The 25,195-nt window shown below is 37.4% G+C and carries 29 protein-coding genes and 1 tRNA gene; 8 read left to right on the forward strand and 22 right to left on the reverse strand.

Features of this window, described 5'->3' with window-relative positions; genetic code table 11:
• Window positions 1-381: 381 nt before the first annotated feature.
• The 8 genes from IGI96_RS05105 (at window position 382) to IGI96_RS05140 (ending at window position 7,222) form a co-directional block, all read left to right on the forward strand.
• On the forward strand, window positions 382-2,325 hold the full coding sequence (locus IGI96_RS05105) for a BglG family transcription antiterminator (RefSeq protein ID WP_086337793.1): 1,944 nt from the start codon (window positions 382-384) through the stop codon (window positions 2,323-2,325).
• A gap of 2 nt (window positions 2,326-2,327) precedes the next feature.
• Window positions 2,328-2,783, forward strand: coding sequence for a PTS sugar transporter subunit IIA (locus IGI96_RS05110; protein WP_086337792.1), 456 nt, complete (start codon window positions 2,328-2,330; stop codon window positions 2,781-2,783).
• Window positions 2,784-2,798: 15 nt separating this feature from the next.
• Window positions 2,799-4,136, forward strand: a complete 1,338-nt coding sequence (locus IGI96_RS05115; protein WP_438784907.1) for a PTS galactitol transporter subunit IIC — start codon at window positions 2,799-2,801, stop codon at window positions 4,134-4,136.
• 15 nt (window positions 4,137-4,151) lie between these two features.
• The gene (locus IGI96_RS05120) at window positions 4,152-4,436 is read left to right on the forward strand and encodes a PTS sugar transporter subunit IIB (protein ID WP_015510443.1); all 285 of its coding nucleotides are present in this window, start codon (window positions 4,152-4,154) and stop codon (window positions 4,434-4,436) included.
• A 12-nt stretch (window positions 4,437-4,448) separates the two neighbouring features.
• Entirely contained in the window at window positions 4,449-5,297 is an 849-nt protein-coding gene (locus tag IGI96_RS05125) for a class II fructose-bisphosphate aldolase (RefSeq protein WP_005227902.1), read from the forward strand.
• Complete coding sequence (locus IGI96_RS05130) at window positions 5,297-5,989, forward strand: triose-phosphate isomerase (RefSeq protein WP_015510444.1); 693 nt, start codon at window positions 5,297-5,299, stop codon at window positions 5,987-5,989. The genes IGI96_RS05125 and IGI96_RS05130 overlap by 1 nt, the downstream gene beginning before the upstream one ends.
• Before the next feature lie 4 nt (window positions 5,990-5,993).
• A complete protein-coding gene (locus IGI96_RS05135) occupies window positions 5,994-6,509 on the forward strand; it encodes a YjbQ family protein (protein WP_005227898.1) in 516 nt (171 codons plus the stop codon).
• 332 nt (window positions 6,510-6,841) lie between these two features.
• Entirely contained in the window at window positions 6,842-7,222 is a 381-nt protein-coding gene (locus IGI96_RS05140; protein ID WP_438784908.1) for a PH domain-containing protein, read from the forward strand.
• 95 nt (window positions 7,223-7,317) lie between these two features.
• Here the strand turns inward: IGI96_RS05140 and IGI96_RS05145 are convergent.
• The 22 genes from IGI96_RS05145 to IGI96_RS05250 all read right to left on the reverse strand — a co-directional run bounded on the left by IGI96_RS05145 (window position 7,318) and on the right by IGI96_RS05250 (window position 25,158).
• Window positions 7,318-7,391 (reverse strand) — tRNA-Ile (locus IGI96_RS05145).
• A 251-nt stretch (window positions 7,392-7,642) separates the two neighbouring features.
• Window positions 7,643-8,047 (reverse strand): hypothetical protein, encoded by a 405-nt coding sequence (locus IGI96_RS05150; protein ID WP_438784909.1) that lies wholly within the window; start codon window positions 8,045-8,047, stop codon window positions 7,643-7,645.
• Window positions 8,048-8,060: 13 nt separating this feature from the next.
• Window positions 8,061-8,558, reverse strand: a complete 498-nt coding sequence (locus tag IGI96_RS05155) for a toxin-antitoxin system HicB family antitoxin (RefSeq protein WP_438784910.1) — start codon at window positions 8,556-8,558, stop codon at window positions 8,061-8,063.
• 713 nt (window positions 8,559-9,271) lie between these two features.
• Window positions 9,272-10,300: an N-acetylmuramoyl-L-alanine amidase gene (locus tag IGI96_RS05160; protein WP_438784911.1), complete on the reverse strand. Its 1,029-nt coding sequence runs from the start codon at window positions 10,298-10,300 to the stop codon at window positions 9,272-9,274.
• A gap of 67 nt (window positions 10,301-10,367) precedes the next feature.
• Window positions 10,368-10,664 (reverse strand): phage holin, encoded by a 297-nt coding sequence (locus IGI96_RS05165; RefSeq protein WP_438784912.1) that lies wholly within the window; start codon window positions 10,662-10,664, stop codon window positions 10,368-10,370.
• Window positions 10,651-10,899 carry a hypothetical protein gene (locus IGI96_RS05170; protein ID WP_438784913.1) on the reverse strand — a complete coding sequence of 83 codons (249 nt, stop codon included), beginning with the start codon at window positions 10,897-10,899 and terminating at the stop codon, window positions 10,651-10,653. Before IGI96_RS05170 ends, IGI96_RS05165 begins: the two co-directional genes overlap by 14 nt.
• 29 nt (window positions 10,900-10,928) lie before the next feature.
• Window positions 10,929-11,162: a hypothetical protein gene (locus IGI96_RS05175; protein ID WP_077452176.1), complete on the reverse strand. Its 234-nt coding sequence runs from the start codon at window positions 11,160-11,162 to the stop codon at window positions 10,929-10,931.
• The gene (locus IGI96_RS05180) at window positions 11,152-11,484 is read right to left on the reverse strand and encodes a hypothetical protein (RefSeq protein WP_438784914.1); all 333 of its coding nucleotides are present in this window, start codon (window positions 11,482-11,484) and stop codon (window positions 11,152-11,154) included. Before IGI96_RS05180 ends, IGI96_RS05175 begins: the two co-directional genes overlap by 11 nt.
• A gap of 14 nt (window positions 11,485-11,498) precedes the next feature.
• Entirely contained in the window at window positions 11,499-14,792 is a 3,294-nt protein-coding gene (locus IGI96_RS05185; protein WP_438784915.1) for a phage tail spike protein, read from the reverse strand.
• Window positions 14,789-15,505, reverse strand: a complete 717-nt coding sequence (locus IGI96_RS05190; protein WP_438784916.1) for a hypothetical protein — start codon at window positions 15,503-15,505, stop codon at window positions 14,789-14,791. The genes IGI96_RS05185 and IGI96_RS05190 overlap by 4 nt, the downstream gene beginning before the upstream one ends.
• Before the next feature lies 1 nt (window position 15,506).
• Window positions 15,507-19,577, reverse strand: a complete 4,071-nt coding sequence (locus IGI96_RS05195) for a phage tail tape measure protein (protein WP_438784917.1) — start codon at window positions 19,575-19,577, stop codon at window positions 15,507-15,509.
• Entirely contained in the window at window positions 19,577-19,807 is a 231-nt protein-coding gene (locus IGI96_RS05200; RefSeq protein WP_438784918.1) for a hypothetical protein, read from the reverse strand. Before IGI96_RS05200 ends, IGI96_RS05195 begins: the two co-directional genes overlap by 1 nt.
• Before the next feature lie 80 nt (window positions 19,808-19,887).
• On the reverse strand, window positions 19,888-20,175 hold the full coding sequence (locus IGI96_RS05205; protein WP_438784919.1) for a hypothetical protein: 288 nt from the start codon (window positions 20,173-20,175) through the stop codon (window positions 19,888-19,890).
• Window positions 20,176-20,260: 85 nt separating this feature from the next.
• The gene (locus tag IGI96_RS05210; RefSeq protein WP_438784920.1) at window positions 20,261-20,842 is read right to left on the reverse strand and encodes a hypothetical protein; all 582 of its coding nucleotides are present in this window, start codon (window positions 20,840-20,842) and stop codon (window positions 20,261-20,263) included.
• Window positions 20,843-21,214 (reverse strand): hypothetical protein, encoded by a 372-nt coding sequence (locus IGI96_RS05215; protein WP_438784922.1) that lies wholly within the window; start codon window positions 21,212-21,214, stop codon window positions 20,843-20,845.
• A complete protein-coding gene (locus tag IGI96_RS05220; RefSeq protein ID WP_438784923.1) occupies window positions 21,215-21,625 on the reverse strand; it encodes a hypothetical protein in 411 nt (136 codons plus the stop codon).
• Window positions 21,618-21,944 (reverse strand): hypothetical protein, encoded by a 327-nt coding sequence (locus IGI96_RS05225; protein ID WP_438784924.1) that lies wholly within the window; start codon window positions 21,942-21,944, stop codon window positions 21,618-21,620. The genes IGI96_RS05220 and IGI96_RS05225 overlap by 8 nt, the downstream gene beginning before the upstream one ends.
• Window positions 21,931-22,284: a phage head-tail connector protein gene (locus IGI96_RS05230; RefSeq protein WP_438784925.1), complete on the reverse strand. Its 354-nt coding sequence runs from the start codon at window positions 22,282-22,284 to the stop codon at window positions 21,931-21,933. Before IGI96_RS05230 ends, IGI96_RS05225 begins: the two co-directional genes overlap by 14 nt.
• Before the next feature lie 4 nt (window positions 22,285-22,288).
• Window positions 22,289-22,765, reverse strand: a complete 477-nt coding sequence (locus IGI96_RS05235) for a hypothetical protein (protein ID WP_438784926.1) — start codon at window positions 22,763-22,765, stop codon at window positions 22,289-22,291.
• A 16-nt stretch (window positions 22,766-22,781) separates the two neighbouring features.
• Entirely contained in the window at window positions 22,782-23,594 is an 813-nt protein-coding gene (locus IGI96_RS05240) for an SGNH/GDSL hydrolase family protein (protein WP_438784927.1), read from the reverse strand.
• A gap of 12 nt (window positions 23,595-23,606) precedes the next feature.
• The gene (locus IGI96_RS05245) at window positions 23,607-24,569 is read right to left on the reverse strand and encodes a capsid protein (RefSeq protein WP_438784928.1); all 963 of its coding nucleotides are present in this window, start codon (window positions 24,567-24,569) and stop codon (window positions 23,607-23,609) included.
• A 1-nt stretch (window position 24,570) separates the two neighbouring features.
• On the reverse strand, window positions 24,571-25,158 hold the full coding sequence (locus IGI96_RS05250; protein ID WP_438784929.1) for a capsid assembly scaffolding protein Gp46 family protein: 588 nt from the start codon (window positions 25,156-25,158) through the stop codon (window positions 24,571-24,573).
• Window positions 25,159-25,195 lie beyond the last annotated feature (37 nt).

Raw genomic sequence — 25,195 nt, forward strand, 5'->3', positions numbered from 1 at the left:
AGCATTCACAAAAAATTTAGAAACTTTAATGATTTTCGGGAAAAGAGGGTTAAAAACAATCCAAAATTGTTTAGAATTACAACGAAATAATCGCTGAATTCGTCCATTCTTCTTATTAATCAAATACCTTATTCTATGTATTCTTCTTTATTTTTGATAAATCTTTGCTCTATGTAACAGAATAAAGCAACTTTAACTCCATGATAGATCCCCGCCTAGTTTCCGTTTCAAATAAATAGCAACAAATGACTACTTTTTACAAAATATAAATTGATATACGACAATCGTATTTACCACATTAATGTGGTAATGAAATGTTATTTACGCCACCATATAATTTCACTAGAATACAATTAAGGAAGCGCTTCCGGAGGTGAACCAATGATTTTAAGTAATCGAGAACAGCTACTGTTGCAATTGCTATTAGAACAAAAGGAGTTTCGCCCTGCCTCTTTTTTTCAAAAGCAGTTAAATGTATCCCAAAAAACAGTTTATAACAATTTAACGACTTTAGAAAAGAAACTAAAAGATTCGGGACTAGCTATCAAAAAAGTACCAAGAAAAGGAATCTTTTTATCTGGTTCTGAATCAGCGAAACAGAATGGATATCGATTGTTAGCAAAAAAAGAGACTAAACTCGAACTATTTTCACCTAATTATCGTAAAATCTTTATTTTCGCTAACTATCTGTTTTCAGCAAAGCCAATGCACTATCAGGAATTCTCTGAATATTTTTATATTAGCAACCAGTCAATAAAGAAAGATGTTGATGAAATCGTTGCTTTCTGTCGATTCCATCACGTATCTACAAAAATGACTACAAGCGGACTCAAACTAACCTCAGTTGAATCTGCTACTCAAAACGTATTCAAATCTTTTTTAGAGAAGTATACCGACGCCAAAGCCAGTGAAAATCTTTTGGTCAACAATCTCTTTGACTCTAAGGTACTCGATTTAACGAAGAAATTTGTCTCAGATATGACTCAAACAATCGGCCATCCAGTCAATAATTATTCTATTGAATCCTTGAAGCTTTCATTGCGAATTTTTCTTTCAAGACTTCTTATAGATAAACACATTGAAAAACAAGAGCAGCTAGTATTTGACGAACTTAGACGAATGAAATTCTATATGATCGCGGTTGATTTTTCTGAAATGATCCAACAGCAACTACCTGTTCAATTTAGTGATACAGATATTCAATATGTATGTTCCCTGTTATTAGCACACGGTATCGAACCTTTTGGACAAATGGATGAGCCTCACGAATCTACTATCACAAATTGTACGAAACAAATTATTCAAAAAATGTCACATATGTTAAACGCAGATCTGACACAAGATAAATTATTACTGCAAACATTATTGGCTCATATCGTTCCCATGATCCATCGATCAAAGACAGGCATTTTATTGAAAAACCCACTGATAAAAAGTATCAAAAAACAATACTCAACAATGTATACATTGACCAAATATGCAATTGGAGATTTAGAGGAGCGATTTCAAATCTTATTAACAGAAGACGAAGTTTCTTTTCTGACGATCCATTTTCAGTTAGCCTTTGAAAAGATAAAAATTACTAACCATATACTAATTGTTTGCCAATCAGGTTTTGCTACATCGGAGTTGATTTTTAACCGTATCAAACAGACGATCGCGGCTGATACCGTATTGGAGATCATTCCTTTAAGTAAACTGGCCAGTACATCTCTTGAGACTGTTGATCTGATCATATCAACTATTCCATTGGACATTACAGCACCGCCAGTTATTTATATTTCGCCGCTTCCTACTACCGAAGAAATAGGAAGAATCTCAGCAAAGATATCTAATCTTAATGAGAATGAGAAAAATTTTTACTCAAAAAAATACCAGAAAACGACTTTATTACAAAAATATTTAGATCCTACTTTCCTTTTTGTCAAAAAAAAGTTTCGAACAAAAAAAGATGTACTGGATTTTTTAGCAGATGATTATCTGAAAAAAAAGCTTGTTACAACAAAATTTAAGCATTCTCTATTTGAACGAGAGGAACTAGGAAGCACTGGATTAAAGACGGGAGTAGCCATTCCACATGCTGATCCACATACAGTGAAAGAAACAAAACTTGCTTTTCTCACCCTCGATGCGCCAATTACTTGGGGAGACACAAAAATCCAACTAATTGTTTTGCTTGCGATTGCTGAAGAAAACATGATAGAGGCAAAAGAGTTGATCGCTTCGATTTACGGATTGTTTAACTCAGCCGAAGAAATTCAATGGATCGTTAATAGTCAAACGCAAGAAGAACTGTATCAAAGATTGTTAAGAGGAGGAAATTGATCATGTTTTTTGATCACCAAATCGTGTTACTTGAAAAAGATTCTAAAACAAAAGAGGAAGCTTTTCGACTATTAGCAGACGAACTCATCAAAACTCATTGTGTAAATGATCAGTTCTATCAAAATATCGTACGGCGAGAAGAAACCTTTCCTACAGGTTTAAAAATTAACGGCATTGGGGTAGCGATCCCACACACGGACAGCAAATTTGTTTTACGATCCCAAGTCGCTTTTATGTCACTTGCCTCTCCCCTTTCATTTATTGAAATGGGTTCACAAGAAAAGAAAATCGATGTATCCCTGTTGTTCATGCTTGCACTGAAGGAACCACATGAGCAATTGGGTATGCTGCAAAATCTTATCTCTATGTTTCAAACACCCGGGGTTTTGGAAGCCCTATCCTCAGTAACGACTAAAGAAGCGTATCTTTCGATTATTGAAAAAAATGGACTGCAATAAAAAGGAGGAACAATTATGTTAAATGCATTACAGTGGTTCGTTGATCTAGGTTCAATCGTTGTTTTGCCGATTTTAATTTTTATTTTTGGAATAATTTTGGGGACAAAACCTAGCAAAGCCTTTACTTCAGCCTTAACTGTTGGTGTTGGGTTTGTTGGATTGAATTTGGTGATTGACCTTCTAAGCAGCAGTTTGGGTCCCGCAGCACAGCATATGGTTGAACGTTTAGGATTAAATTTGACAACGATTGATGTCGGATGGCCTGCCGCAGCGGCAATTTCTTACGGGACGATTTTAGGAAGTCTTGCGATTCCGATTGGTGTGGTCCTAAATGTTCTACTCATCATTTTAGGGTTGACTAAAGTATTGAATGTAGATATTTGGAATATTTGGCACGCAGCCTTCATCTCTTCTCTGATTTATGCCCTCACTGGAGATTTTGCAATGGGAATCGCGGCGACCGTCATCTATTTGATGATGATTCTTTTAATGGGAGATATTTTAGGTCCGATCATTAATAAGTTCTACGGATTTCCTAATATTACTTTTCCTCATGGAACCGCCGCACCAGGATTCATCTTTGCACTACCTATGAATTGGCTCTTTGATCGTATTCCAGGACTAAAAGATTGGAAAGCAGATCCAGAAACCATTCAGAAAAAATTTGGTGTCTTTGGCGACTCTACTGTTATGGGCTTTTTGATTGGTCTCATCATGGGAATACTTGCCGGATATGACACAGCAGGGGTCGGCCAATTAGCCGTCCAAACAGGCGCTGTGATGGTTTTGATGCCCAAAATGGTGGCTTTACTGATGGAAGGTCTAACGCCTATTTCTGAATCTGCAAATGAATTCGTCAAAAAACGGTTTCCTGGAAGAGAGCTTTACATCGGTATGGATGCAGCATTATCGGTTGGTCATCCAGCTGTCCTATCTTCCTCATTGCTTTTAGTTCCGATCACTATTTTGTTAGCCGTAGTTCTACCAGGCAATACGACCTTGCCTTTTGGTGATTTAGCAACTATTCCCTTTCTGATTTGCTTGATGGCTGCTGTTTTTGGAGGAAACATTATTCGAACAGTAATTGCTGGAACGATTTATATGGTAAGCATTCTATATATTACTTCGTGGGCAGCACCGCTTGTCACTACTGCTACTCGATCCGCAAACTTTGATCTACAAGGAAACTCTATGATCACTGCTATGGCTGAAGGTGGTTTATGGACCACATTCCTTTATGTCGGCTTAACCAAAATATTAAGCTGGGGCGGTTTAGCCATAATTGGCGTCTCTGTTTTGTTTGGATTGATTTATGTAAATAAAATTCGTCCCAAGAAACAAACATCGAAATAATAGGAGGAAATGATAATGAAAAAATTACTGATTATGTGTGGCACAGGTGTTGCAACTTCAACGATTGTAACAAATAAGGTAAAAGAATGGTTGAAAGAAAAAGGATTAACTGATCAAGTGAAACTGTATCAATCCAAAGTGGCAGATGAGATGAATAAAATTGATAACTATGACATCGTGGTGAGTACAACGGTTGTTCCAGACTCAATCAAAGATCGTGTAATTATGGGGCTACCGCTCTTAACAGGGATTGGTACAGAAGAGATGTACGCGGAAATCGAAAAGAAAATCAAAGAGTAAGGAGAATGCCCTATGTTGGTCACAACAAAAGAACTATTCGCACATGCAGAAAAACACAACTATGCATTACCCGCAGCAAATTTTTTCGACTTAACTAGTGCAAGAACATACGCGGAAACTGCTGAAAGTTTGAACAAACCTTTGATATTGGCCTTCGCTCAATCCCATATGAACATGTTGACTTTAGAAGAGGCTGCCATGATTGGAAAATTTTTAGCAAAAAAAAGCACTACACCTATCGCTCTGCACCTAGATCACGGTACCGATGAAGAGGTCATCAAAAGAGCCATTCATTTAGGTTTTACTTCCGTAATGATCGACGCTTCTGAGGAGTCATTCGAAGAAAATGTCCGTCGGTCAAAGGAGATCGCCGATTACGCTCATAAAAATGGTGTCGTTGTTGAAGCGGAAATCGGGCACGTTGGGTCGGAAAACAGTCTGGAATCAGCCCTAAATAGTCAATCTATTTACACAGAACCTTCTGAGGCTGTTGCATTTGCCAAATTAACCGGTGTTGATTCGTTGGCAGTTTCTATTGGCACCTCTCACGGACATTATCAAGGGATACCCAAAATAAATTTTGACGTTTTAAATGAAATACACCATGCCGTCAATGTTCCTCTTGTTCTGCATGGCGGATCCTCTTCTGGCGATGAAAACCTTGAAAAATGTGCCTTAGAAGGTATCCGTAAAATAAATATTTTTACGGACTTCGTCACTGCTGCTATGAATGAAATTCATAAAAATCAACCAAATGACTATTTCGATCTACTTCACTCAGCAAGCAATGGAATGTCCAAGACACTCGAGCACTATTTTAAAGTCTTTCATACCAAATCTTATCGTGAAGGAGAAAGCTAATGAAAAAAAGAACTTTAAGAACGCCATTCTTTGTCGTCAATCCCAAAGCCTATCTTTATGGAAAACAAGCATTGGCATTGGCAAAAGCTGCTGATGAGTTGTCGTCTTTATATGACATCGACATTCTATTTACTGTGCAGCAAGCAGACGTTTCTCTAATTAAACAAGCAACAACACATTTATTCATCACTGTTCAACATTTAGACGGAATCGAAATCGGTCGAGGAATGGGTTATGTTTTACCCGAAGCAGTGGCAGAAGCCGGTGCTGAAGCTACCTTTTTAAACCATGCTGAACACCCCATGACATTGCAAGAACTGACTAAAGCGATGCAACGCTCAAATGAATTGGGAATTTTAACAATTGTTTGTGCGAATTCATTGACTGAAGCAAGAGCCGCAGCTTCCCTAAAACCCGATGTGATGGTTTGCGAGCCAACAGAACTAATTGGAACAGGACAAACCAGTGATCTTCAATACATGACGGAAACAAATCGTGTTGTTCGTGAAATTGATCCAGAAATCCTAATTCTGCAGGCAGCTGGTATATCTAGTGCTGTCGATGTTGAAAAAGCTTTGTCGTCAGGGGCTGATGGCACTGGTGGGACAAGCGGCATTGTGCAAGCAGAAGATCCAGTTCAAACCCTTACAGAAATGATCAAACAAGCGGTGAAGTATAAAAAGGAGGATTAACACTGTGAAATTTTTAAAAGAGCAACTGACGTTAACTTCTAACGGGAATCGAGTGTCTTACCACAACATCACAGAAGAAGTGAAAACGATGGTTGAAAAAAGTGGAATTTCAAATGGAATCTGTCTCGTACAGTCTCCTCATACGACCTGTTCGGTTATCTTTGAAGAATACATGCATGATACAGACTTTAACGGAGATGAATTTCTTCAAGTTGATTTAAACCGAATTCTCGATAAGATTATTCCTCGTGAGTTATCAGAAAATACCGATTACCGTTATCCTGGACCAAAGCATTTAGAATTTTTGATGAGTCTGGACGATCCAAACTACCCAACAGATCCAGCAACGATTTTAAACGGCGATGCACATATTCGCTCGAGTTTTTTCGGTGCAAGCGAAAGCTTTATTTTAAGTAACGGCAAGCTAGAGATCGGTTCCGTAGGCTATATCTATTTTGTTGATTTCGATCAAAATCGTGTGCGAAATAGGACATGCCATGTAATGCTAATGGGCGAATAAAAACAGTTACCGGGTAAACCAGAAAAAATTGAGATTACTTATCGCATGCAAAAGAAAAACCATGAATCCTCTAAAAGAAGATTCATGGTTTTTTATTTCTTATGCCAGCTGCAGGCAATTATATATATAAATTAGTTAGTTTATGCTTAAAAAATCACGATTTAAAAGTAAATCGCATTGAAACATTGACTTATGTCAGAACATGTTTGAAATTTTTTTGGCACATTTTTTGGCACATTTATTCAGGCCATAGAATCTCTAGTTAGAAAAACAGTTCCTTTATATAGTTTTTTTCTGGTATAATAAAACAAAAAATGAAATGAGGGATTATAATGGGATTATTTGATGGATTAATGGGAAATGCAACACAACTTTCAAGTGAATCTGTGTCAAAAGAATTGCAAGATGTACTGACTGCAGATGAAAGGATTGATTTATCATTTAAATTAGTTCGCGATTTGATAGTCTTTACCAACAAACGCTTAATCATAGTTGATAAACAAGGAGTATCCGGTAAAAAAGTAGAATATAAATCAATTCCTTACAAATCGATTTCCAGATTTTCTGTTGAAACTAGTGGACATTTTGATTTAGATGCTGAATTAAAAATATGGATCTCTAGCGCAGAACTCCCAGCAGAAACACTTCAATTCCGCAAAGATAAAAACATTATTTTTGTACAGCAAGCATTAGCCTCCGCTGTGTTACAGTAATTACACAATAAGTTTTATCAGTAAAATATTGTAGGAATACATTGCAACTAAATAGATAACCCTCCTATTCGATTCTGAGTAAGAGGGTTATTCTATGTACCTTGTAGGACTCGAACCTACGACCGGACGGTTATGAGCCGTCTGCTCTGACCAACTGAGCTAAAGGTACAAAAACACCTATCCTTTGATAAGGATAGGATAAGGTTGTTTGAAAAGAAGATTAAAATTGGATGATTTAATTATAAGTTCGGAAATTATGTTAATCAATGGTGTTTAAGCCTAATTGATGAAATTTACAATATTACTCAGTTTTACTGATAATTGGTACCAGTCAAAACGAAAATTATGATTGAATTTGAAGCAATGAAAAAAGGCTCCCTACTCTGAGTAAGAAGCCTTTTTGGAAACCTAGTTGTTTGTCTATGTTAGATCACTATCTTTTTCTACTTCGCTGTTGTTTATATCTATACTAATCCTTGATGGATAAATTGGAATATCGTAAACTTCTTGAGAAAATAAAGACACGTAGAGATTGAATTTATTGTATATTTTTTCTACTATTTCTCTACCTATTTCTTCTTGAAATTCGCTATTTGTCTCGATATTTTCCAATGTCTCGTTTACCAATATAAATTTACCAGAAAAATCAGCACTCATAACGAATTTTTCATCTTTGTAGTAAGCTGTCGTTTCAGCGGAAATAATTAATCTATCTTTTATCTTCCCCGCTTTTATTTTCAAAGTATTGCTATCTTTAAGAATTGCATTACTATTTGCTTCGAAAATTAGATTTGTAACTTTAAGTGTTTCTTTTTCGAAATCCATACATTCTCTCCTATCATTTAATTAAAGAAGTTTTATTAGGGACAGCCTCTATTATTGTGTTCATTCTTAAAGCAATGACCTCTTTAGCTATCGTTTCTTGATGCTCGTTAGTTGTTTCTAGTTTAGTTTCAAATCTATTGATATTAGTCTCTTGTAGACCTCGCTCTATAAGCATTTGCATAGCTTGATTTAGAGAGACACTATCGTAATCAGCATACTCCACTAAACGTCTGTGCAAGGTTTTTCCTAATCTAGCAGTTACTCTTCCGCTGAACTCTGTGCTGACTGCTAAAGTAGGTTTAGGTATAAATCCAGCTGTCCCTTCTTTAATACAAGTCGCAAAATATTCTTCTTTTGCAAGCTTAAGATCTTCCAAGGTTTCTTCCTCAGTAGTTCCATACACCTCTACAGGTAAATCCGTGTATTTGCCAACAAATCCTTTAAAATACTCATCTTCAAATGGTCGAATTGTATAGCCATAGTTACGTTCTAATAAATGTTCTAATGTCATAAATTTCTCATCCTTTCAATATAACTCAAGGCTCTTTTACCATATGGCGGGATTAAATTCTTAGAGTGTTTGACTATCGTTCTATTATCGAAAGGCCCAAAGAAATTAGGGACGTCACAACTGATAGTAAAATGAGTCGCTTTTCCGCTATTTTGTTCTAACCTAAATCCATGCTTAACTAGTGCCTCTTCAACATCCTTAAATTTCGGATTACCCAAATTTCTTTTCAACTTTTCATACAGTTGATCTTGTTCTTCTGACAAATCATCACCACGACTTCCCCCGGCTTTTTAAGACACTACATACAGTGTCATCAATATCTGCAAATTAAATATATCATTCTAAATCTGCTTAATCAATAGTTACGCTTGATCTTGTTTAATAATTTAATATAATCAAATACTAGTAAACGTATGTATTTATAAAATTTTACATCACATAGACCTTGTTTTGATGCAATAAAAATATTTGACATATAGAAAATTAGATGTAACAATTGTCTTACAAGGAGCTTGACTCCAGTTTAAATTAAGCAAGGGTGCCTGACACCCACTATTATCAAAAACACCGACTGATAAAAAGGCCGGTGTTTTTGATTTTGCATTTACTGACAAAATATTTTCTATTTACCAAGGGAGTTTATTGTTGTTAAGCGCTCGTTGCAATGCCTTAACCATATTAGATACAATCTAATTATCAACAGTAAAATATTTTTATACTACCGCTGCATATCTCCGATTACCTGACGCACCAATCCAACTTAGCCAAACATAGCCACCAGCAACCACCTTTGAATCATAATTAACTGTCTCACCTTTAGAATACGATCCTACAATAGCTGATGATGTCGATGCTGCAGCTCGAATATTTGTATTTTCTGTAAACTTGTAAGCACCTCTATTGGGCAGATTAGAACCTTTCAAATTACTCTTACTAGCATTAGAAGATGAAATAGATTCTAAATCTTGTCCCAAAACCCAGCTATTAATTTTATCTAATAAAAATGCATACTGTGAACGTGATTTATTGACAGTTTTTACCTGTTTTACTTTGTACGATGACCCTTTCACAAAATCTGCAATTTTTTCTCCGGTAAAATAGTGTGTCGCACTTTTCTTTACTTTCACAGTAGATCCAACCGCATATTTAGTTTTAACTGTAATCCCAGTATTATTTGCTGATACAGATAGTTTTGAATTAGAAATATTTGTCTGATATCCAAATACTTGTAATGCTGCATTTACTCCTTGTTCCATTTTCGCCATCAATGCTTGCATGTCTTTCTTATTATCAATAAATCCCCATTCAATAAGTAAAACCTTTTTGCCTACACCAGAATTACGAGCGATTCCTAACCAAGTTCCGTCTTTTGCTCCTCGATCGACTAATCCTAATGCCTTAGCAATCGCCGCTGACAATTTTGCAGCAGTAGGTTTGCTATCTAGCGATCCATAAAGAACCTCTACTCCTGTTGCGGATCCAGTGAAGGCATTCAAATGATTGGAGATTTGCCAACCATCCGCACACTTATTAATATTGTTCGCAACGTTATTTACGATCGCATTTGCAGTTATTCCTGCATTGTCAGTGACATCTTTAACGCCTGTTTTCTTTACCATCATAGCTGTGATCGTGCGAGCGACATCTGCTTCTTTGTAACCAGAACCGATTGCTCCTGGATCTGTCCAAGAGCTTCCATTTTTTCGCCCACCATGTCCAGCGTGTACTGATTGAATGCTCATTTGATTTCATCCTCTCATTGTGACTAAATAAAAAAGCAGCCAATTAACTACTCTTTGTCATTATTCATTACGGTTTCTGTAAATTCTCCCCATAATCAATTGTGTCTTTTTTCGGCTTATCATACGTCATGGCTTGATCGCTATCACCGATCCCCGCAGTCGTTGGATCAGAAACAACTCCGAGAATCGCCAAAAAGGCAAACGCCGCATTGACAATTGCCGCCAACTGCTGATTCAAAACAATAAAATCCCATTTATAACCGAATGGCGCACCAATCGTTTGAATGAGTAAAAAAAGAGCCGGCAACATGGCCAGCCAGAACGTTTTACTTTTAATCCGTACTTTCCAATTAATCTTTTTCATGTTTTCTTCCCCCAATACTTTTAAAAATCGTTTTATTTTGTTCTTCCAACCGTGTCAGACGAATCTCATGATTATCAAAACGCTGTTCTAAACTCGCAATCGTTTTATTCAAATCGTCTACGGCTCGTCGCAAATCCATAAACAGATCATAATATTTCATCAAACCAAAAATGCCACCTGCAAAAAAACTCAGAACAGCTAAAAATTCTGTCACCGTCAATCCAAATATATGCATGTGCTTTTCCTCCCAAAAAAGAGGACACGCTATTGCGCATCCTCTTCGTTCACTTCTTTCTCTTCTTTTAGCCATGTAGAAATCTTTGCTTTGGCAGCTTGATCAACCTGAGTACGATTCATTTCATCAAAATTTCCTTCTGTCACAATCACACGCACATTGAATTGTTCGCCTTGTTCGTATGATTGATATTGTACCTCAATGGCTTCGGTAGTTCCTTCTTCGTTAAATACATAATTCATTTCTTTCATTTTAATTTTCATCTGAATTTTCTCCTTCGCTTAGTATTGGTGATAAGTGTCGAAGCACATTTGCTTGAATCGTGATTGCTTCTAACTCGTCTAGTTGGATCATTGGAAGCTCAACGTCCATCTCTTCCTGATACAATTCGTTTAGCTTTTCCTGTTGTTGGGGATGTTCCAACTTCAAGAGAGGCTGTGCGGTTTCACGAATCGTGTGTGTCACTGGCTCCAAACTAGTGATTGCCCGATTAATTTTTAAACTGGTCGCAATCAGTAACTCCTTGTCACCAATCGCAAACAATCCGGACTCTAAATCTAACAGCTGAAGTACGGTTAATTTCATTCCTTTTCCTCCCACTAAAGAGTAATGTTTGTCCATCGAGTGACTGTCCCATCTTTCGCTATATTTGTCGGTATTGATACCTTTCCTAATCCTTTCAGTGCATAAACCACCTTTTTTATCTCCTCTACAGGAATCACTTGATTATTGTGTAGGAAATATAACCAATTGCCTCCCATAAACATGCCGGTTTTTCCACTTTGATTGAGTAATCCCGAATAAGAATAACTGTTGTATTTTACAGTCGCAAATGTTAAAAATTCTCGTGCATCACTAGCATCAGGTTTCACTCTAGAAAGGTACACATCGGCATCTAAATGAATGCCTGATTTCCCTGTAAATTTTCCTTTCGGATCTAACATAAGCATCGTTGTATACGCATCATCATTTCGAGTTTTTCGATAAGACCATGAGATGTAATCCCCCTCATACTCTAAGTCCATAGATACTCCTCGAACATTCTCATTGCCCTTTTTACCATTCTCTCCCATTTGACCGATTTTCCTTGTCCCGTACCAAAATTCCATCCCTTCACTCGTCAGTTTTCCAGCTAACTGTGTGCCATTGTAAAAATTCAATGAATACGGGTCAATTTTTAGATTTTGACTGTAATTATTGAAGCCCACTTGAATCGCATCCGTTGCTAATTTATCGGCAGTAATGGAGCGAGAACGTAGACGTGCATTATTGATATACCCACTGGTAAGATTCGCTGCATCTAGATTGATTGTACGGACTTTTGAGGCATCTAACGTACCGTATATTGTGGCCGCATCCACGCGCAAATCTTTGATCATTGCCATTGGAATGAATGCTTTCCCACTAAACAAAACGGTCTCTGCATCTAAGAAAATTTTCTTGTTTTGAACAAGGGTTTTCCCAGCTTCCATGTTCAACTGGGCAATAATCTCTCCTTTTTGTACGGTGAGATTGAACCGATCAGCGGTTTGGATCAATTGCGTACGTAAGGGCTTCATCGCTACTTGTGCCTTCGTGGATTGAATGATGGATTCCTCAATCGCTTCGATTGGTCGATTTTTTCGTCCTAACACAAATTTGACATACTTCGCACCATCTGGCGGCGCAAAATAGACCCCATCAGTAACACGCTTGATCACACGCCTTCCCGAATCATAAAAGATCGCTGTCGCTTTCTGCGCTTTCCCTAAAGCATCGACTACATAAAAAGGACTTCCAGAGGTATTGGGAATATACGTTTTCGTACGAACCGTTGTGGAAAAATCAAACGACTCACCTGATGTATTGATCGATCCTACTTCCCATCCAGGATTCAAATCAAACGGTCTGCTACTCACACCACCAATCGTTTCAATGACACGCGTATATTGATCGGATAATTGTGTTTGTGTGGAAGTGATCCCTTTCAATTGATCCGTTACTCGTTGTTGAAACCCTTGTGTATTCTGTTCGGATTCCGTTAATCGTGTCACTAACCCATTGACTTGTTCAGAAAGACTGTTTTGAAAACGAGTGACTGTTTGTTCAGAAACACTCAAACGCGTCGTCACTCCTTGGATCTGTTCCAAAACCTCTGTTTTGAAGCCATCCAATCGCTGCTCAGAATTGGTTAAACGTGTCGTCAAACTGGCTGTTTTTTCCGTCAAAAGTTGTTGGAAACGATCCGCCGTTTGTTTCGCTTCTGAAACTTGTTCTGTTAACTGATCTGCTCTTGCGACAACCGTATCGATTCCTTCTGATAAGTAGCTATACTGTGCTCCTAAGTTCGTAATATTCCCTTCGGCATCTACCACTTGTTTACGAAGTGCATCAACATCCTGAAGAATCGATTGTCCTTTTTTATTTGCTGCTTGTGCTTGAGAAAGAGCATCTGTCGCTTTTTCTTCAACCGTGGTCAATCCCTCTTTAGCAAATCCAGCCTCTTCCACTGCTTGTTCAACCTTGGTCTTCATTTCCGCAATGGCTCGTTTCGATGTTTCTAACTCTGTCTTTTGTTTTTCAAACGCACGTCGTAATTCCTCTAGCTTAGCATCACTTAATGCATCCTCCCAAACTGTGCCATTCCATACATACATTTCTAAATCCGTGCCATTTGGTTTAAACCAAATATCTCCCTTTTTAGAAGCTTGTGGTTGTCCTAAACCATCTGTTCCGAATAGACCATGAAAAATAAAATGCTTGTTATCCGCAGATGTAAGCATCGTCCCAACTTGAGTCACTACTTCTTTTAAAGTTGTCTCTTGTTGTTTTAAAATTGTTCCTAAGTCTGAACGCTTCTCACCAATTTCGATTTCATCATAACAATCAGATAGAACATTCCAAACTGTACGTACGACTTTAGCTACTACATTCACACCTAGTTTAGGATAAATAATTGTGACATCATCACAAAGAGAAACTTCTTCTAGCGGTGCAACAGCCTGATAATCTGCTGTTTTCGATAAATCTAAAAAAGACACCCGAATTGCTGTCTTTGGTTTCCCAATCTCGTTGTTTTTGATGTATTCTTTTGCAAATTTCTCTAACTTCTCACTTGTTGGCACTTCCTCTTGTTCAAACTTAGAACTAAAGTCAACGGGTAATACTTTTCTATTCGGAAAGCTATTCCAATTCTCTGCATCGACAATATAACTTGGAATCGTTATAATGCGATCATTTTGATTCTCTTCATGAACAACCGCAAAAGGATAAATCGACGTATACGTATTCGTAATATTTTTTTCTTGTTCAAAATCCGTAATGTTTCGACCATAAGCAAGCATCGTATTCGCTGTTTTTCCTCGTTTCTTCAAAAGCGAGAGATGATAATTATCAAAAAGATACTCTCCACCCCAAACATCTAAAAGAGACCCTTCTACACCTCCTAATGCTTGACGTGCATGTTGCACTTTATCTACACGCCAATTGGTAGAATGTTGTGTTTCGATATCACTAAATACTTCAAATGGATGGTTTCCAATAATACCATTTTTCCATGTTTCTAATGCTTGTTGACCAGTAAGTGTGTGTAATGCCATTTCTGGCTTTAAAGGCAACTCTGATGTAAGATAACTTACATGCTCCGCATAAATTTCTGCTTTCCCAGAATGCTTCGGAACAATCCGTTTGATTCGAAAACGCTGCTCTTTTAACCGATGCCCAGCATCTGCTTTGATTAATTGATTTTCTTTTATCATTGGAAAAATGGTTTCATCAATAAAAACAACGGCTTCTAAAATGAAACAACCATTTCTTTCTTCAGTAACTCTTGCTTGAAGAGTATTGGTCAACGGACCTAATCCTAGATGAAAAAAATCGGTTTCATCTGCTCGATATAAAATTGGATAACTCATCCAACCAATACCTCCCATCTAGGTATAATGTTGACTTCTGAAATCGCTCCTGTAGTAAGCACAGTTTGTTTTCCTGGATGAATAACTGGCAATGGATAACTTGTCACTTTATCCCATGCTGCTTTTGTTCCAGAAAGATTTGTTGCCGTTTGATACAAACAATCAATAATTACTCCTCCATCGACATTCTTAAGAGAAAGTTTTTCACTCCCAATTTGTACAGTAAGATTCCCAGTGCCTTTTATTATCAGTTTAGGTCGTGCTTTTCGATTGGATGGATTTTTGATTGTTTGTCCCAACACCTGTTCAGATAATCCAGTTTTCAGAAACTTGTATGGCTTAATCACAAACGAAATTTCTGCATAACCAAAATTTTTTAATCGCTGTTCCGTCTCGTAAGATTCGTAAATCTTAGCTTCATAAACATACTCAGGTTCTTCTGAATCCGTCAAAAAATGCCAACCTTTCTCCGACTTCAGCCAATTAGAAAGATTGGTCACACTTTCTTGAATATTCTCTTGATCGATATAAACCGAGTATGTCTTTGTTGTATTTTTAAATCGATTCTTTTCAATAATCAGTTCTCCATCTAACCCATCAACTGTTTGAAACTCAATATCTTCTTCTGGGGAAATCGTATGAACAGGACCTGTCATAATCAAACCAAAATCTCGATAAGACTGTTTCTCTTGCCATTCGAAATAACGATCCATTTTACATCGCCCCTCTCGCATCCATATTTAGAAGAAATGCTGCTTCTTCTAATGTTCTTCTTAAATCTTCTTTTCTGTACCAGTGTGGTTCATTAATCGTTATTTGTGGCGTATGATTAATGATTTTTGTTTGTGTCACTGCTTGATTAGAAATTCGTGTGTCCATTGGAATTTTTGAGTAAAGCCCATCCATACCAGAAGCATATCTTGGCAATGTTCTTTTGATTCTTTCTGTTGCTGCAGCCGTATCAATACGTGTCCCTTTAGGTAAAGGCAACACAACATTCCTTCCTTTTGGAATAAATGAAGGACCATTTGGTAAAGTAATCAATTCTTCATATGTTCTTCCAGGCTGATCATTGACCATAGCTACTTGATCTTTTTGTAATCCAGAACTTCCTTTAGCGAATCCCAAAAAGTCTCCTACTACATTTAACGTCTTAGTAATGACATTTGGTAAACTCCAAAAATCACCCACTTCTCTTGAAGCAGCACTTGCTGGTCCTGAAGCATTATCAATCGCTTCCAGTAATTTTGCAGTTGGATTGTTTCGGCTAAAGTCATTCAATGCTCCTTCACCAGTTGATGCAGCTTGTTGTACATTATAAGAATCACCTAATAATTGTTTTAGTGCAGGATTATTTCTATCGTATTCATTTAACTTGATTTCTCCTGAATTTAATTTGTTGACGATGTCTGTGTTATCTCCTAACATCTGTTTCAAATTATCAGGCAACGCACACCATGCGTTATACATGCTTTCAGAAGAAAACACTTTATTTAATAAATCCTGATTATTCGCTAACATCGTCTTTTGATTTACTGGTAGAGTATTCCATTGATTTAATGTTGTTTCAGAACCTGCAATCTTCACCAAGAAATCTTGATTATTTGCTAATAATTTCTTGTCTTCGGTAGAAAGGCTGTTCCAACGATTAATCTTCGCTTCACTATCTAACAATTTCCACACAGCATCTGCATTATCTACCCCTAGAACTTTCCGATCTGTGGCATACAAATTCCATGCATTTAATTGTTGAATCGTATCAAAAAACTTCAACTTTGCTTCATCGTTTTTAACAATTAATTTTTTATCTTCTACACTCAAACTTTGCCATTTGCCAGCTTCACCAACCGCAATAGCAACTTCTTCACGTGCGTTTGTTTTCAAATTTGCATTTTTCAACATAAATTTCATGTTGTTCCAGCCGTCTTCCGTTTTAACCGTTTCCTTTAAAACGTCTGATAGGTTGGTTTTCACTTCGCCTGTTTTGGAATCAAACACAAGGCCATTCCACTGTTCATTTGCCAGAATCATATCATTCGACATATTTTTTGTAGCATCTGCTAAGAGATCACTCTTTTGTGCAGCTTTCGATGTGCTAGAAGCCATGTTTTTAACCACTTCATCATAATCAATGCCAAATTGTTTAAAAGTATATCTTAAATCTTCTGGCTTTTCTCCCATTTTTGACCACAAACGAATCATTTCTTCCGCATACTGTTGTTGTACAGCCGCATTCGTACTTTTCAATTGTTTCATTTCAGAATTATAAACTTCTTCACTTATTAAGCCTTGTTGATGCGCCTCTTTAATTGTGGATACTTGTTCTTTATATTGGTTTTGTGTTTCTCGCAACGCATTTGTCATGCTACCAAAATAGCTTTCAACTTGGCTTTTACTCATTTTAGCAAGATCGCCATTCATTCCTGCAATAATTGATTTCTTGTCTTTGGCGGAAATATCTAATAGATTTAATTCTGCTTGAATCATCGACTGGCGATTATTCAGCACAATCTGTTTTTCTTCATCAGTGAATTTTGTCACATCATTATTGTGCCGTTCATAAATAGCTGCTACTTGTTTTGTCATATCCCCAGTGGTTGTTACTAACGCTTGGTTCGATTCCTTTTGCTTGGCTAAATTCTCTTTTGCTACTTCTTGTAAATGTTCAGGGAGTTTTTTGATTGTCTCTTCCATTTCTTTATCGACATTTCGAGCAGTTTCAGCAATCGTTTGCTGCATTCCCTCAAACGCTTCAGACACTTTCTTAGCACTACCATCCACACCTGCTTCAAATTCTTTCATCGCAGTAACACTATCATCAGAAAATGTTTTAAATTTCGTCAGCGCTTTGTCTGCTTCTTCACCAATATCAGAGCCCCATTGTTTTACTCTCTGAGAAGAATTCCAGGCTTCTTCACCAAATGTTTTCCATGCAACAGCTCCAATTGCTAAAAGACCACCTGTACCAACAATTAATGGTAGAGCACCTGCTAAACCCCCAGTACCTAATGCACCTGTCATCGCTCCAACTCCAGAAGCTCCAGCCGCAGTATTCGCTGCTCCTCCAAATAATCCTAATCCTTTTGTACCGGTACTTAATAGCGGTAAGCCTAATCGTAATGCACCGCCTATAGAAGAAATGCCTTGAGTGACTTTACCAATAGCAGAAACTGTCGGTCCTGCAACCGCAACGAATCCCCCAATTTTTAAAATTCGTTGGATATCTTCGTCACTCATAGATGATAATTTACCCGAGAAAGTCTCTATCGCTTCACTGATTTCCGGCATATATTTTTCTGCTAAATCTAACAATGTTTCCCCTAATGGTAATAAAGCAGTTTGAGCTTCTCTGAATAATGATTTTGCACGTGTACCAAAAGTTTCATTCTGCTGGTCCTTGACCTTTTCCATAGATCCAGAAACATCATCATAGGTATGATTCACATCATTTAAGGATTCGATAATTTTCATAGCATTATCTTCACCTAATGCAGACCAAACAGTTGAGGCTAACGTAAGTTTTTCTTGTTGATTTTTCGTATTTTCCAAATCATGGATAACTGATTGAAACACATCTTGAGCAGTCTTTTTCCCTTCCTTAAATTCATGAAAAATATTTTGTGTTCCTTCGGAAAAACGACTTAAATTTTCTTCAATACGACCATCATTTAAAGAAATAGTAAACTCTTTAACAAAATCATTCACCTTATCTAAATTATAAGCGCCCGATTTTAATCCATTTTCTAACACCGAGAACATATCTTTTGCGCTAAAACCTGCTTGAGACCACAATTGACCATATTCAGCCAAATTATCGCCTAGCTCTCCAGTCTTATCTAATCCTGACTGTACCCCGGTAACATATAGATCCATCGCATCATCTGCGCTCATACCAAAATTGACCATGAGTGAATTGACACCACGCAAAGACTCATTCATATCTTGCCCTAGTGTATCGCGAAGAACCAATGCATTTTCAGTTACCTTCACAATTTGATCATCTGGAATATTAGAAAGCTGTTGTTTCACCTGAACAATTGAATCCGCAACATCTTCCATATTTTCTCCAAAACCATCAGAATAGATTTTTTCCAAAGCAGTTTTTGTTGCACCGCTTTGTTTCTCGGTTAAGCCAAGAGAACTAACAATTTTTGCATTTGCACTTTCAAAATCACTAGCCGTCTTTACAGATGCTGTTGCAAGCCCTACAAGTGGAACTGTTAGTCCTGCTGTTAAAGCTGTACCTATAGTCGAAAGCTTCTCACCCTTTGTTCCTAACTTCTCCCAAGCTTCCGCATTCTGATTTAATCGTTTTTCTACACGATCAAATGCTTCATCAGCTGTAGACCCATATATTCTCATTTCTTGTTTAGCCATTTTCAGCGTACGACTCATTTTGACACCCATTGTATCTCTAAGTTCCAACGCTCGCTTGGTTGCAGTTTCTATACTTTCAGAATCTAGATCTCCTAATGCACGTTTTGTTTGCATTAAGCCACGAACAACATCGTTGACAGACTTTCCAAAGCCTTCTTTATAAATATTTTGTGCAGACTTTGTTAATTCCTTTGTTTCTGCTTCTGTAGTTTTTAATCCTTTTTGAATCTTCTTTGCAGCAAGATCCCATGCATTAGAAACTTGCTTAGATGCTTGCGCAAATTGTTTTTCTACCTCATTTGCGACAGATTTCCCTTGTTTCTTTACTTGTTCCATGCCTTGCTTAAATGCTTTCTGATCTGCAACAACTGGTGCTTTTAACGTCGCTAGTTCAATATAACCTGCCATTAGAACTCACCTCGATTCTGGTATTCTTTAATTCCTTTTTCGTCAGCTGATGTCTGTTTTAATCGCCAACATGTCGCTAAAAATTTTCGACCAGCTTCTGATTGTTTCATTGTAAAAATCCAAGATTCTTTTAAATACAAACGATATTCACTATATGGAAGATTCAATACCTCTGATAATGGAATGTTGGCATAATCAGATACAGCCTTTAATTCACTGGTAAAACTCAAAAATTCCTGTTCCCATGGTTCCTTAGCAAAATATTTCTCGCTAATTGCTTGAAATACATTAGGATCCTGTGGAACAGGAATTATGAGTTTGGGTCATTTTCAACTTTTTGAGCAAATCCCAATACAGCCATTAAAATAGCTGTTAACTGGGCACGATTCAATTCACTAACTTCTTCTTTTGTAAATGTTCGATCTTCTTTATTATTTTGAATAAACTCCAGAACAAGCTCTTGTGCATTTTCTAATGTGTTTTCCGTACGATCTACTTTATTTACAAAACGAGTAGAGGGTTGCCGAACATGTAACTCTTTTCCATCTATCCATTTAAAATCAATTGTTTCTTCAATCAATGCTTGTAAGTCAATCATGTATTATTTCCTCCTTGTAGTTAGTCAACATTCCTAGCGCACAATAAAAAGGCCAGGAGTTATTCTCCTGGTCTCTGGTCTTTTATTAAGCTCCTACCCCGCCTGGTTTAGGTTCTGCAGGCGTTTTTTCTATTTCTGTTTCAATTTCTGCCAAAAAGTTCTTGATATATTCAATAGCTGATAGCTCCGCATCTACTACTGTTTCTTTACCGCCTTGGAAAGTCATGGTAAATCCATTAGTTGCATTTGCGATCATCGTTAAACGTATTTTCTTTCCGTCATCTTTGGTATGCACGAACCGTACTAATACATTTTTTAATGGAGTGTCAGCACCAAATGTAATCTTTACAAATCCTTTTGCCTTATCCTCTGTAATTGTCGCATTTGTTAACAAACCGATCTTTTGTGGATCAAATGTTAAAATGCCAGATTTAAACGTACACTCCGTTTTAGTAATTTTTCGTTTCACTACTTTTCCATAACTATTTTCTACATCATATACAGTTGGTGTATAAGAAAACTCAGCACCACCTGAAGTATGTCCGACATTGTTCGTCTCGGTTTCGATTGTTGCATGTTCTGGTACTTTATCTCCTGTAAATTCGGATAAATATAATTCACCTGCACCTAAAATAATATCATTTGGACTTAATTGTTTTTCAGCCATTTAAATTCGCTCCTTTGTTTTCAAAATATAAAATGTTGTTAACTCCCACATCTGGATATCATCTCGAAAAGAAAAACCCCCACCAGAGACACTACCTGTAAAAGAAATATCCGATAAAACAATCGCTTGGTTTTTCTTTTCCGTGCTAAAACACTCCATTAATTTTCGTTTATATCCTTCCGCTATATCATAGTCTTTATCAATCACTCGTAATTCAAGCATGTCTTGGCCCACGTATCCACCAACAGATGTATTGATGAAATATACAACAGATAGATCATCTACTTTCGTCGTAAATCCAGGATATACTTTATCTGTTAATTCAGGATAATTTTGCTCAATCCAGGATTTTACTTGATATCCTTGTAACATCTATTCGCCTCCCAGAAGTTTACTGATAGTAACTTGTTCCTGCTCAACAGCATCTTTTAAATATGGATTTGGTTTAGAACCTCGGGTAAATATTTTTTTACCTGTTTTTGGGTCCTCATATATCCACGGTGTTTTTCGACCGTTTCCTTCTATAGCATAAATCCCAGTTCCTTGATGGTGATACGGGGCATATTCTAACGTATTCCCTACATGGCCGACGATTTCATCTCCTTGGATTTCTATTCCCAATGAACGGATATCTGCTCGCAACGCACCAGATTGAACCCCAACTTTTGTTTTGGCTGTGTTTGCTACTTGATCAAGTGCTAGCCCCATGTTTCGAATGAGCAACTCTTGTATGTTTTCCACAGCTTTATCCACACTTGCTTCAAAGTCACCGGTATCAGCCATTTCCCAGCACCTCCAGAAACAGTTGCGCCAAACGTCCTTCGTTATTTACGCCTTTGACTGCAAATTTTACAATGTCGTTTCTAAGCTGATAACGAGCCGCTACAAGCGTTTTGTCAGTGGTGAGCCCTAAGTAATCATACTTCTTGATACGAACGCCAGAACTGCCAAATGTTAGCTGATTCTGCGCACTTTGATCATAAAGACTAACAAAAATCGATTTTTCCAACTTTATCCAGTTATCTTTTATAGATCCAGACGGAGATTTCATTGGTTGATTTTCCCACAGCTCAAATGACTGCCGTTTTCTACGAGGATTCATCATCATCCCCCCACGAGCCGATACGACTATTTGAATAAAGAACAGATTGAAGCGTACTAGGTAAATCTTTCAAATAACTTGTAGATACACCTGAATAACTTTCAGAAGCAATCCCTTCTGTTCCTAATCGATGAACTTTCATCACAACAGAAGCTATTACAACTTTCTTCAATGAACGATTGAGTGCCGTTTGTTGTGTAACTGCAAACACTTCTTCGGTTGCTTCCTCAATAAAATCAGATAGTAATTCATCAGATACCGTTACTTCAGAATCCTGTAGACGTATTTTGATTTTAGATAAAATGGATTTATCCACATTTTCCACAACCTTTTTATCCACAACGCTACGCTACAGGAGCACCAGCAGTAAAGGTGGTATCCACTCTCGGACTTGAACCGTTCGCATTCACTGCTTCTACACCAAACGTATATTTCACGCCATTTTCCATCGTTCCAAATCCTCCAGTTAATTCTGTTACTGTTACTGATTTTGCAGCACTCCATGGCTCAGAAGCTTTCTTCGTATAGATTTTATACCCTGTTACACCTTCTTCTGTCGCAGTTGGAGATGGTGTAATCACAAAGTCCATTCCTTTATCTTTAGGCGTTACTTTGACAGTCGGTTTTGTAGGTAATTTTAGTGTTGTAAATCCTTTAAGATCTACTTTTTTCGATTCTTTTTCTCCTCGAACACGTGTTGCTTGATAATCTCCTTCCGCAACCGTTGTTCCAGAAGCAAGCCCTGTGAGTTTCACAGGTGAAACACTTTCTGCTACTTTTGAGCCATCTGCTTTTTTATACACTCGAAATTGATCTGCCATCTTTTTTCCTCCTTGTCTAATTTCCTAATATTCCTTTTACAAAGGTTGTAATTTTTGTACCGATTAGATTGTATCCATAGTTATTGACATGATATTGATTTTGCCCTGCGGCTACATTATCAACAAACAGTGCCGAACGAGTAATCTTATTAATTCCCGATTCGTTATACAAATCAATATAGGGAATCGCATATAATTTAGCGATCTCTTTCGTTACGTTAATGTATGTTTCTGGCATTGGAACACCTGAACGATTCCAAACCTGATAAGGCAAAATAATCCCTATCTTCATTTTTGGAAACCGTGTAACCACATCTTCAATCATCGATTGATAATTTCCAGCCATCGTTTTTAAATCAAACGTTCCACCAACCTCGGCTATTTGGCCGACAGGAATGTTTCCATTGAAATCATTTACACCTGCATAAAATGTCACCATTTCATACCCAGTAAAATCAAATGCTTTACTACGTGCTGCAATCTGTGCAGTTGTATTTCCTGCAATTCCTTGATTCTCAACAGTCCCCCCAAGGGCATTACGTAAATAGGTTTCATATCCTTGCATCACAACTCCTGCCCATTCTTTTAACACAGTGCTAGGCATTGCGTGACTATCATAATACGTAATCGAATCCCCGAAACAAACCATTTTCTTCCCGACTAATGCTGGTAAACTCACTTTTTCCGACTCCTTTGTTCCTCTTACTCGGCTCACGCTCAACGGACCTAAAAAGCCCATTTGATTGCGTAGACTATTTAAAAATGTCAAAGGGGAATCACCCTCTAATAGCAGCTGTTCCCCTTGATAGATTCTGAATTTATCTGCCATATCAATCACCTGTTAAGACAATTCAATCGTTGCTCCATCTCCCGTTGGAGTGATTGTACCAACTACGGGCACAGGTACTTCGTCTGTTACTCCTTGGCTATCAGAATACGAAACATATATCGCTGGACGAGCTTTTTCTAATACAATCAAATCATAATAGTTTGTTCCTTTAATTGTGTCTCGGTTTCCGTCACGGTCTTGAGAAGCTGGAATCAAGGTCACATTATTGTATTTTTCAATAGGTGCTGCAATACGTATAGGAACCAAAATAAAGTTAATGTGCTTCGTATCATCCACTTGTAGGCGATCCTTGGCCACTTTTAGAATTGGAATATCATTATCCAGCTGTGCTACTTTACGATTAATACCACTGATATTTACTTCATTTGTGGTAAAAGTCTTCGATACTTTCTCATTGTTTTTCAATGCTTTGTAGTATGCACTTGAGACAAATAGAATAAATGGTCCCACCACTTCAGCATCGGTCATATATTCTTCTGCATTATCAAATGCGGATAATGAATTCACCGTTGTAATATCTTCTTTCACCGTTTTCCCTTGATAGCCATCCTCGGATGCTTCAGCAAACGCAGCTTCCAACAAACGTTCAATCGCTGTACGATCTTTTTCTGGCGTAGCTACAAGACGTACATGCTCTTCTAAAACGGTAGAAGGATCATAGGAACCATTTTCCTCTTGATCTAATGCATCTAAGTCATAGGCCATCCAACGTTCTTTTTCAAGTTTTACCGTCTCTTTCGTTACATCGATCTTATTTCGAGCATTGTTTTCGTTGCGTTTATAATCTGTTGCAGTAAAGCCCTTCATCTTGTTCACACGTACTTCTTTCGCCCCTACAAAATCTGCTTCACTAATATCCGCAGCTCCTTCTTTTAGTACTTCCCATACTTGAGATTCTGCCGCAAATTCTTTATCTAATTTTGCTAAATCTTTACTGTCTAAAATAACACCCATGTTATTCACTCTCTTTCACTTTTTTATAGTTTTCGCGTACTTGATCACGCCACGATTTTCCATCGTTTTGAGATTCTTTTGGTTTTGGCGGGGTCTTATCTTTCATAATTTCATTTACAATTGATTCTCGATAGGATTGCATATATTTCGTAAATTTATCAATGTTTTCTGCCTGCATTTCTTCATCAATTGAAACAAGTAGCGCAGGGACAAAATCAATAGGCAAGTTCGCTTCACTTAAAGATGTACGAACATCCGCTTCTGCTTTAAATAGTTTCAACTCTTCTTGTGCTTTAAGAACTTTTTTATTTGCCTCATCCAACAGTTCTTGTTCTGACAATTTACTCTGGCGATCCTGTTCTTCTTTTTCTTTGTAACTCTTCAATGTTTCTTGCGCTTTTGAAAGTTCCTCTTCTAATGCCTTTCTACGTGCAGTCTCAGATCCTAAACGCTTTTGAAGCTTTTCGGCCGATTTTTCCTCATTCATTTCAGGATCTTTCTCTTGAGTATTTTGCAAGTTTTCTTCCGTTTCTTCATTTGATGCAAAATACTGTAGGCGCATTGGCATTTTTAGCTCTATATCTCTCATTTAAATTCCTCCTTCTCGCATTTAACGTTTTGGGAAA

It is taken from the genome of Enterococcus sp. DIV0421, from assembly GCF_051713745.1.
GTDB classification, from domain to species: domain Bacteria; phylum Bacillota; class Bacilli; order Lactobacillales; family Enterococcaceae; genus Enterococcus_D; species Enterococcus_D casseliflavus.

Excerpts from the sequence above, each read along its gene's own strand:
- IGI96_RS05190 (WP_438784916.1), bottom strand. The coding sequence starts at position 15,505 with ATGGATCGTTATTTCGAATGGCAAGAGAAACAGTCTTATCGAGATTTT.
- IGI96_RS05185 (WP_438784915.1), bottom strand. The coding sequence starts at position 14,792 with ATGAGTTATCCAATTTTATATCGAGCAGATGAAACCGATTTTTTTCAT.
- IGI96_RS05245 (WP_438784928.1), bottom strand. The coding sequence starts at position 24,569 with ATGGGTGTTATTTTAGACAGTAAAGATTTAGCAAAATTAGATAAAGAA.
- IGI96_RS05170 (WP_438784913.1), bottom strand. The coding sequence starts at position 10,899 with ATGCATATATTTGGATTGACGGTGACAGAATTTTTAGCTGTTCTGAGT.
- IGI96_RS05120 (WP_015510443.1), top strand. The coding sequence starts at position 4,152 with ATGAAAAAATTACTGATTATGTGTGGCACAGGTGTTGCAACTTCAACG.
- IGI96_RS05225 (WP_438784924.1), bottom strand. The coding sequence starts at position 21,944 with ATGAATCCTCGTAGAAAACGGCAGTCATTTGAGCTGTGGGAAAATCAA.
- IGI96_RS05180 (WP_438784914.1), bottom strand. The coding sequence starts at position 11,484 with ATGAAATTAACCGTACTTCAGCTGTTAGATTTAGAGTCCGGATTGTTT.
- IGI96_RS05250 (WP_438784929.1), bottom strand. The coding sequence starts at position 25,158 with ATGAGAGATATAGAGCTAAAAATGCCAATGCGCCTACAGTATTTTGCA.
- IGI96_RS05165 (WP_438784912.1), bottom strand. The coding sequence starts at position 10,664 with ATGAAAAAGATTAATTGGAAAGTACGGATTAAAAGTAAAACGTTCTGG.
- IGI96_RS05175 (WP_077452176.1), bottom strand. The coding sequence starts at position 11,162 with ATGAAAATTAAAATGAAAGAAATGAATTATGTATTTAACGAAGAAGGA.
- IGI96_RS05195 (WP_438784917.1), bottom strand. The coding sequence starts at position 19,577 with ATGGCAGGTTATATTGAACTAGCGACGTTAAAAGCACCAGTTGTTGCA.
- IGI96_RS05160 (WP_438784911.1), bottom strand. The coding sequence starts at position 10,300 with ATGAGCATTCAATCAGTACACGCTGGACATGGTGGGCGAAAAAATGGA.
- IGI96_RS05125 (WP_005227902.1), top strand. The coding sequence starts at position 4,449 with ATGTTGGTCACAACAAAAGAACTATTCGCACATGCAGAAAAACACAAC.
- IGI96_RS05210 (WP_438784920.1), bottom strand. The coding sequence starts at position 20,842 with ATGGCTGAAAAACAATTAAGTCCAAATGATATTATTTTAGGTGCAGGT.
- IGI96_RS05205 (WP_438784919.1), bottom strand. The coding sequence starts at position 20,175 with ATGATTGACTTACAAGCATTGATTGAAGAAACAATTGATTTTAAATGG.
- IGI96_RS05105 (WP_086337793.1), top strand. The coding sequence starts at position 382 with ATGATTTTAAGTAATCGAGAACAGCTACTGTTGCAATTGCTATTAGAA.
- IGI96_RS05115 (WP_438784907.1), top strand. The coding sequence starts at position 2,799 with ATGTTAAATGCATTACAGTGGTTCGTTGATCTAGGTTCAATCGTTGTT.
- IGI96_RS05155 (WP_438784910.1), bottom strand. The coding sequence starts at position 8,558 with ATGACATTAGAACATTTATTAGAACGTAACTATGGCTATACAATTCGA.
- IGI96_RS05220 (WP_438784923.1), bottom strand. The coding sequence starts at position 21,625 with ATGGCTGATACCGGTGACTTTGAAGCAAGTGTGGATAAAGCTGTGGAA.
- IGI96_RS05240 (WP_438784927.1), bottom strand. The coding sequence starts at position 23,594 with ATGGCAGATAAATTCAGAATCTATCAAGGGGAACAGCTGCTATTAGAG.
- IGI96_RS05235 (WP_438784926.1), bottom strand. The coding sequence starts at position 22,765 with ATGGCAGATCAATTTCGAGTGTATAAAAAAGCAGATGGCTCAAAAGTA.
- IGI96_RS05130 (WP_015510444.1), top strand. The coding sequence starts at position 5,297 with ATGAAAAAAAGAACTTTAAGAACGCCATTCTTTGTCGTCAATCCCAAA.
- IGI96_RS05140 (WP_438784908.1), top strand. The coding sequence starts at position 6,842 with ATGGGATTATTTGATGGATTAATGGGAAATGCAACACAACTTTCAAGT.
- IGI96_RS05215 (WP_438784922.1), bottom strand. The coding sequence starts at position 21,214 with ATGTTACAAGGATATCAAGTAAAATCCTGGATTGAGCAAAATTATCCT.
- IGI96_RS05110 (WP_086337792.1), top strand. The coding sequence starts at position 2,328 with ATGTTTTTTGATCACCAAATCGTGTTACTTGAAAAAGATTCTAAAACA.
- IGI96_RS05150 (WP_438784909.1), bottom strand. The coding sequence starts at position 8,047 with ATGGATTTCGAAAAAGAAACACTTAAAGTTACAAATCTAATTTTCGAA.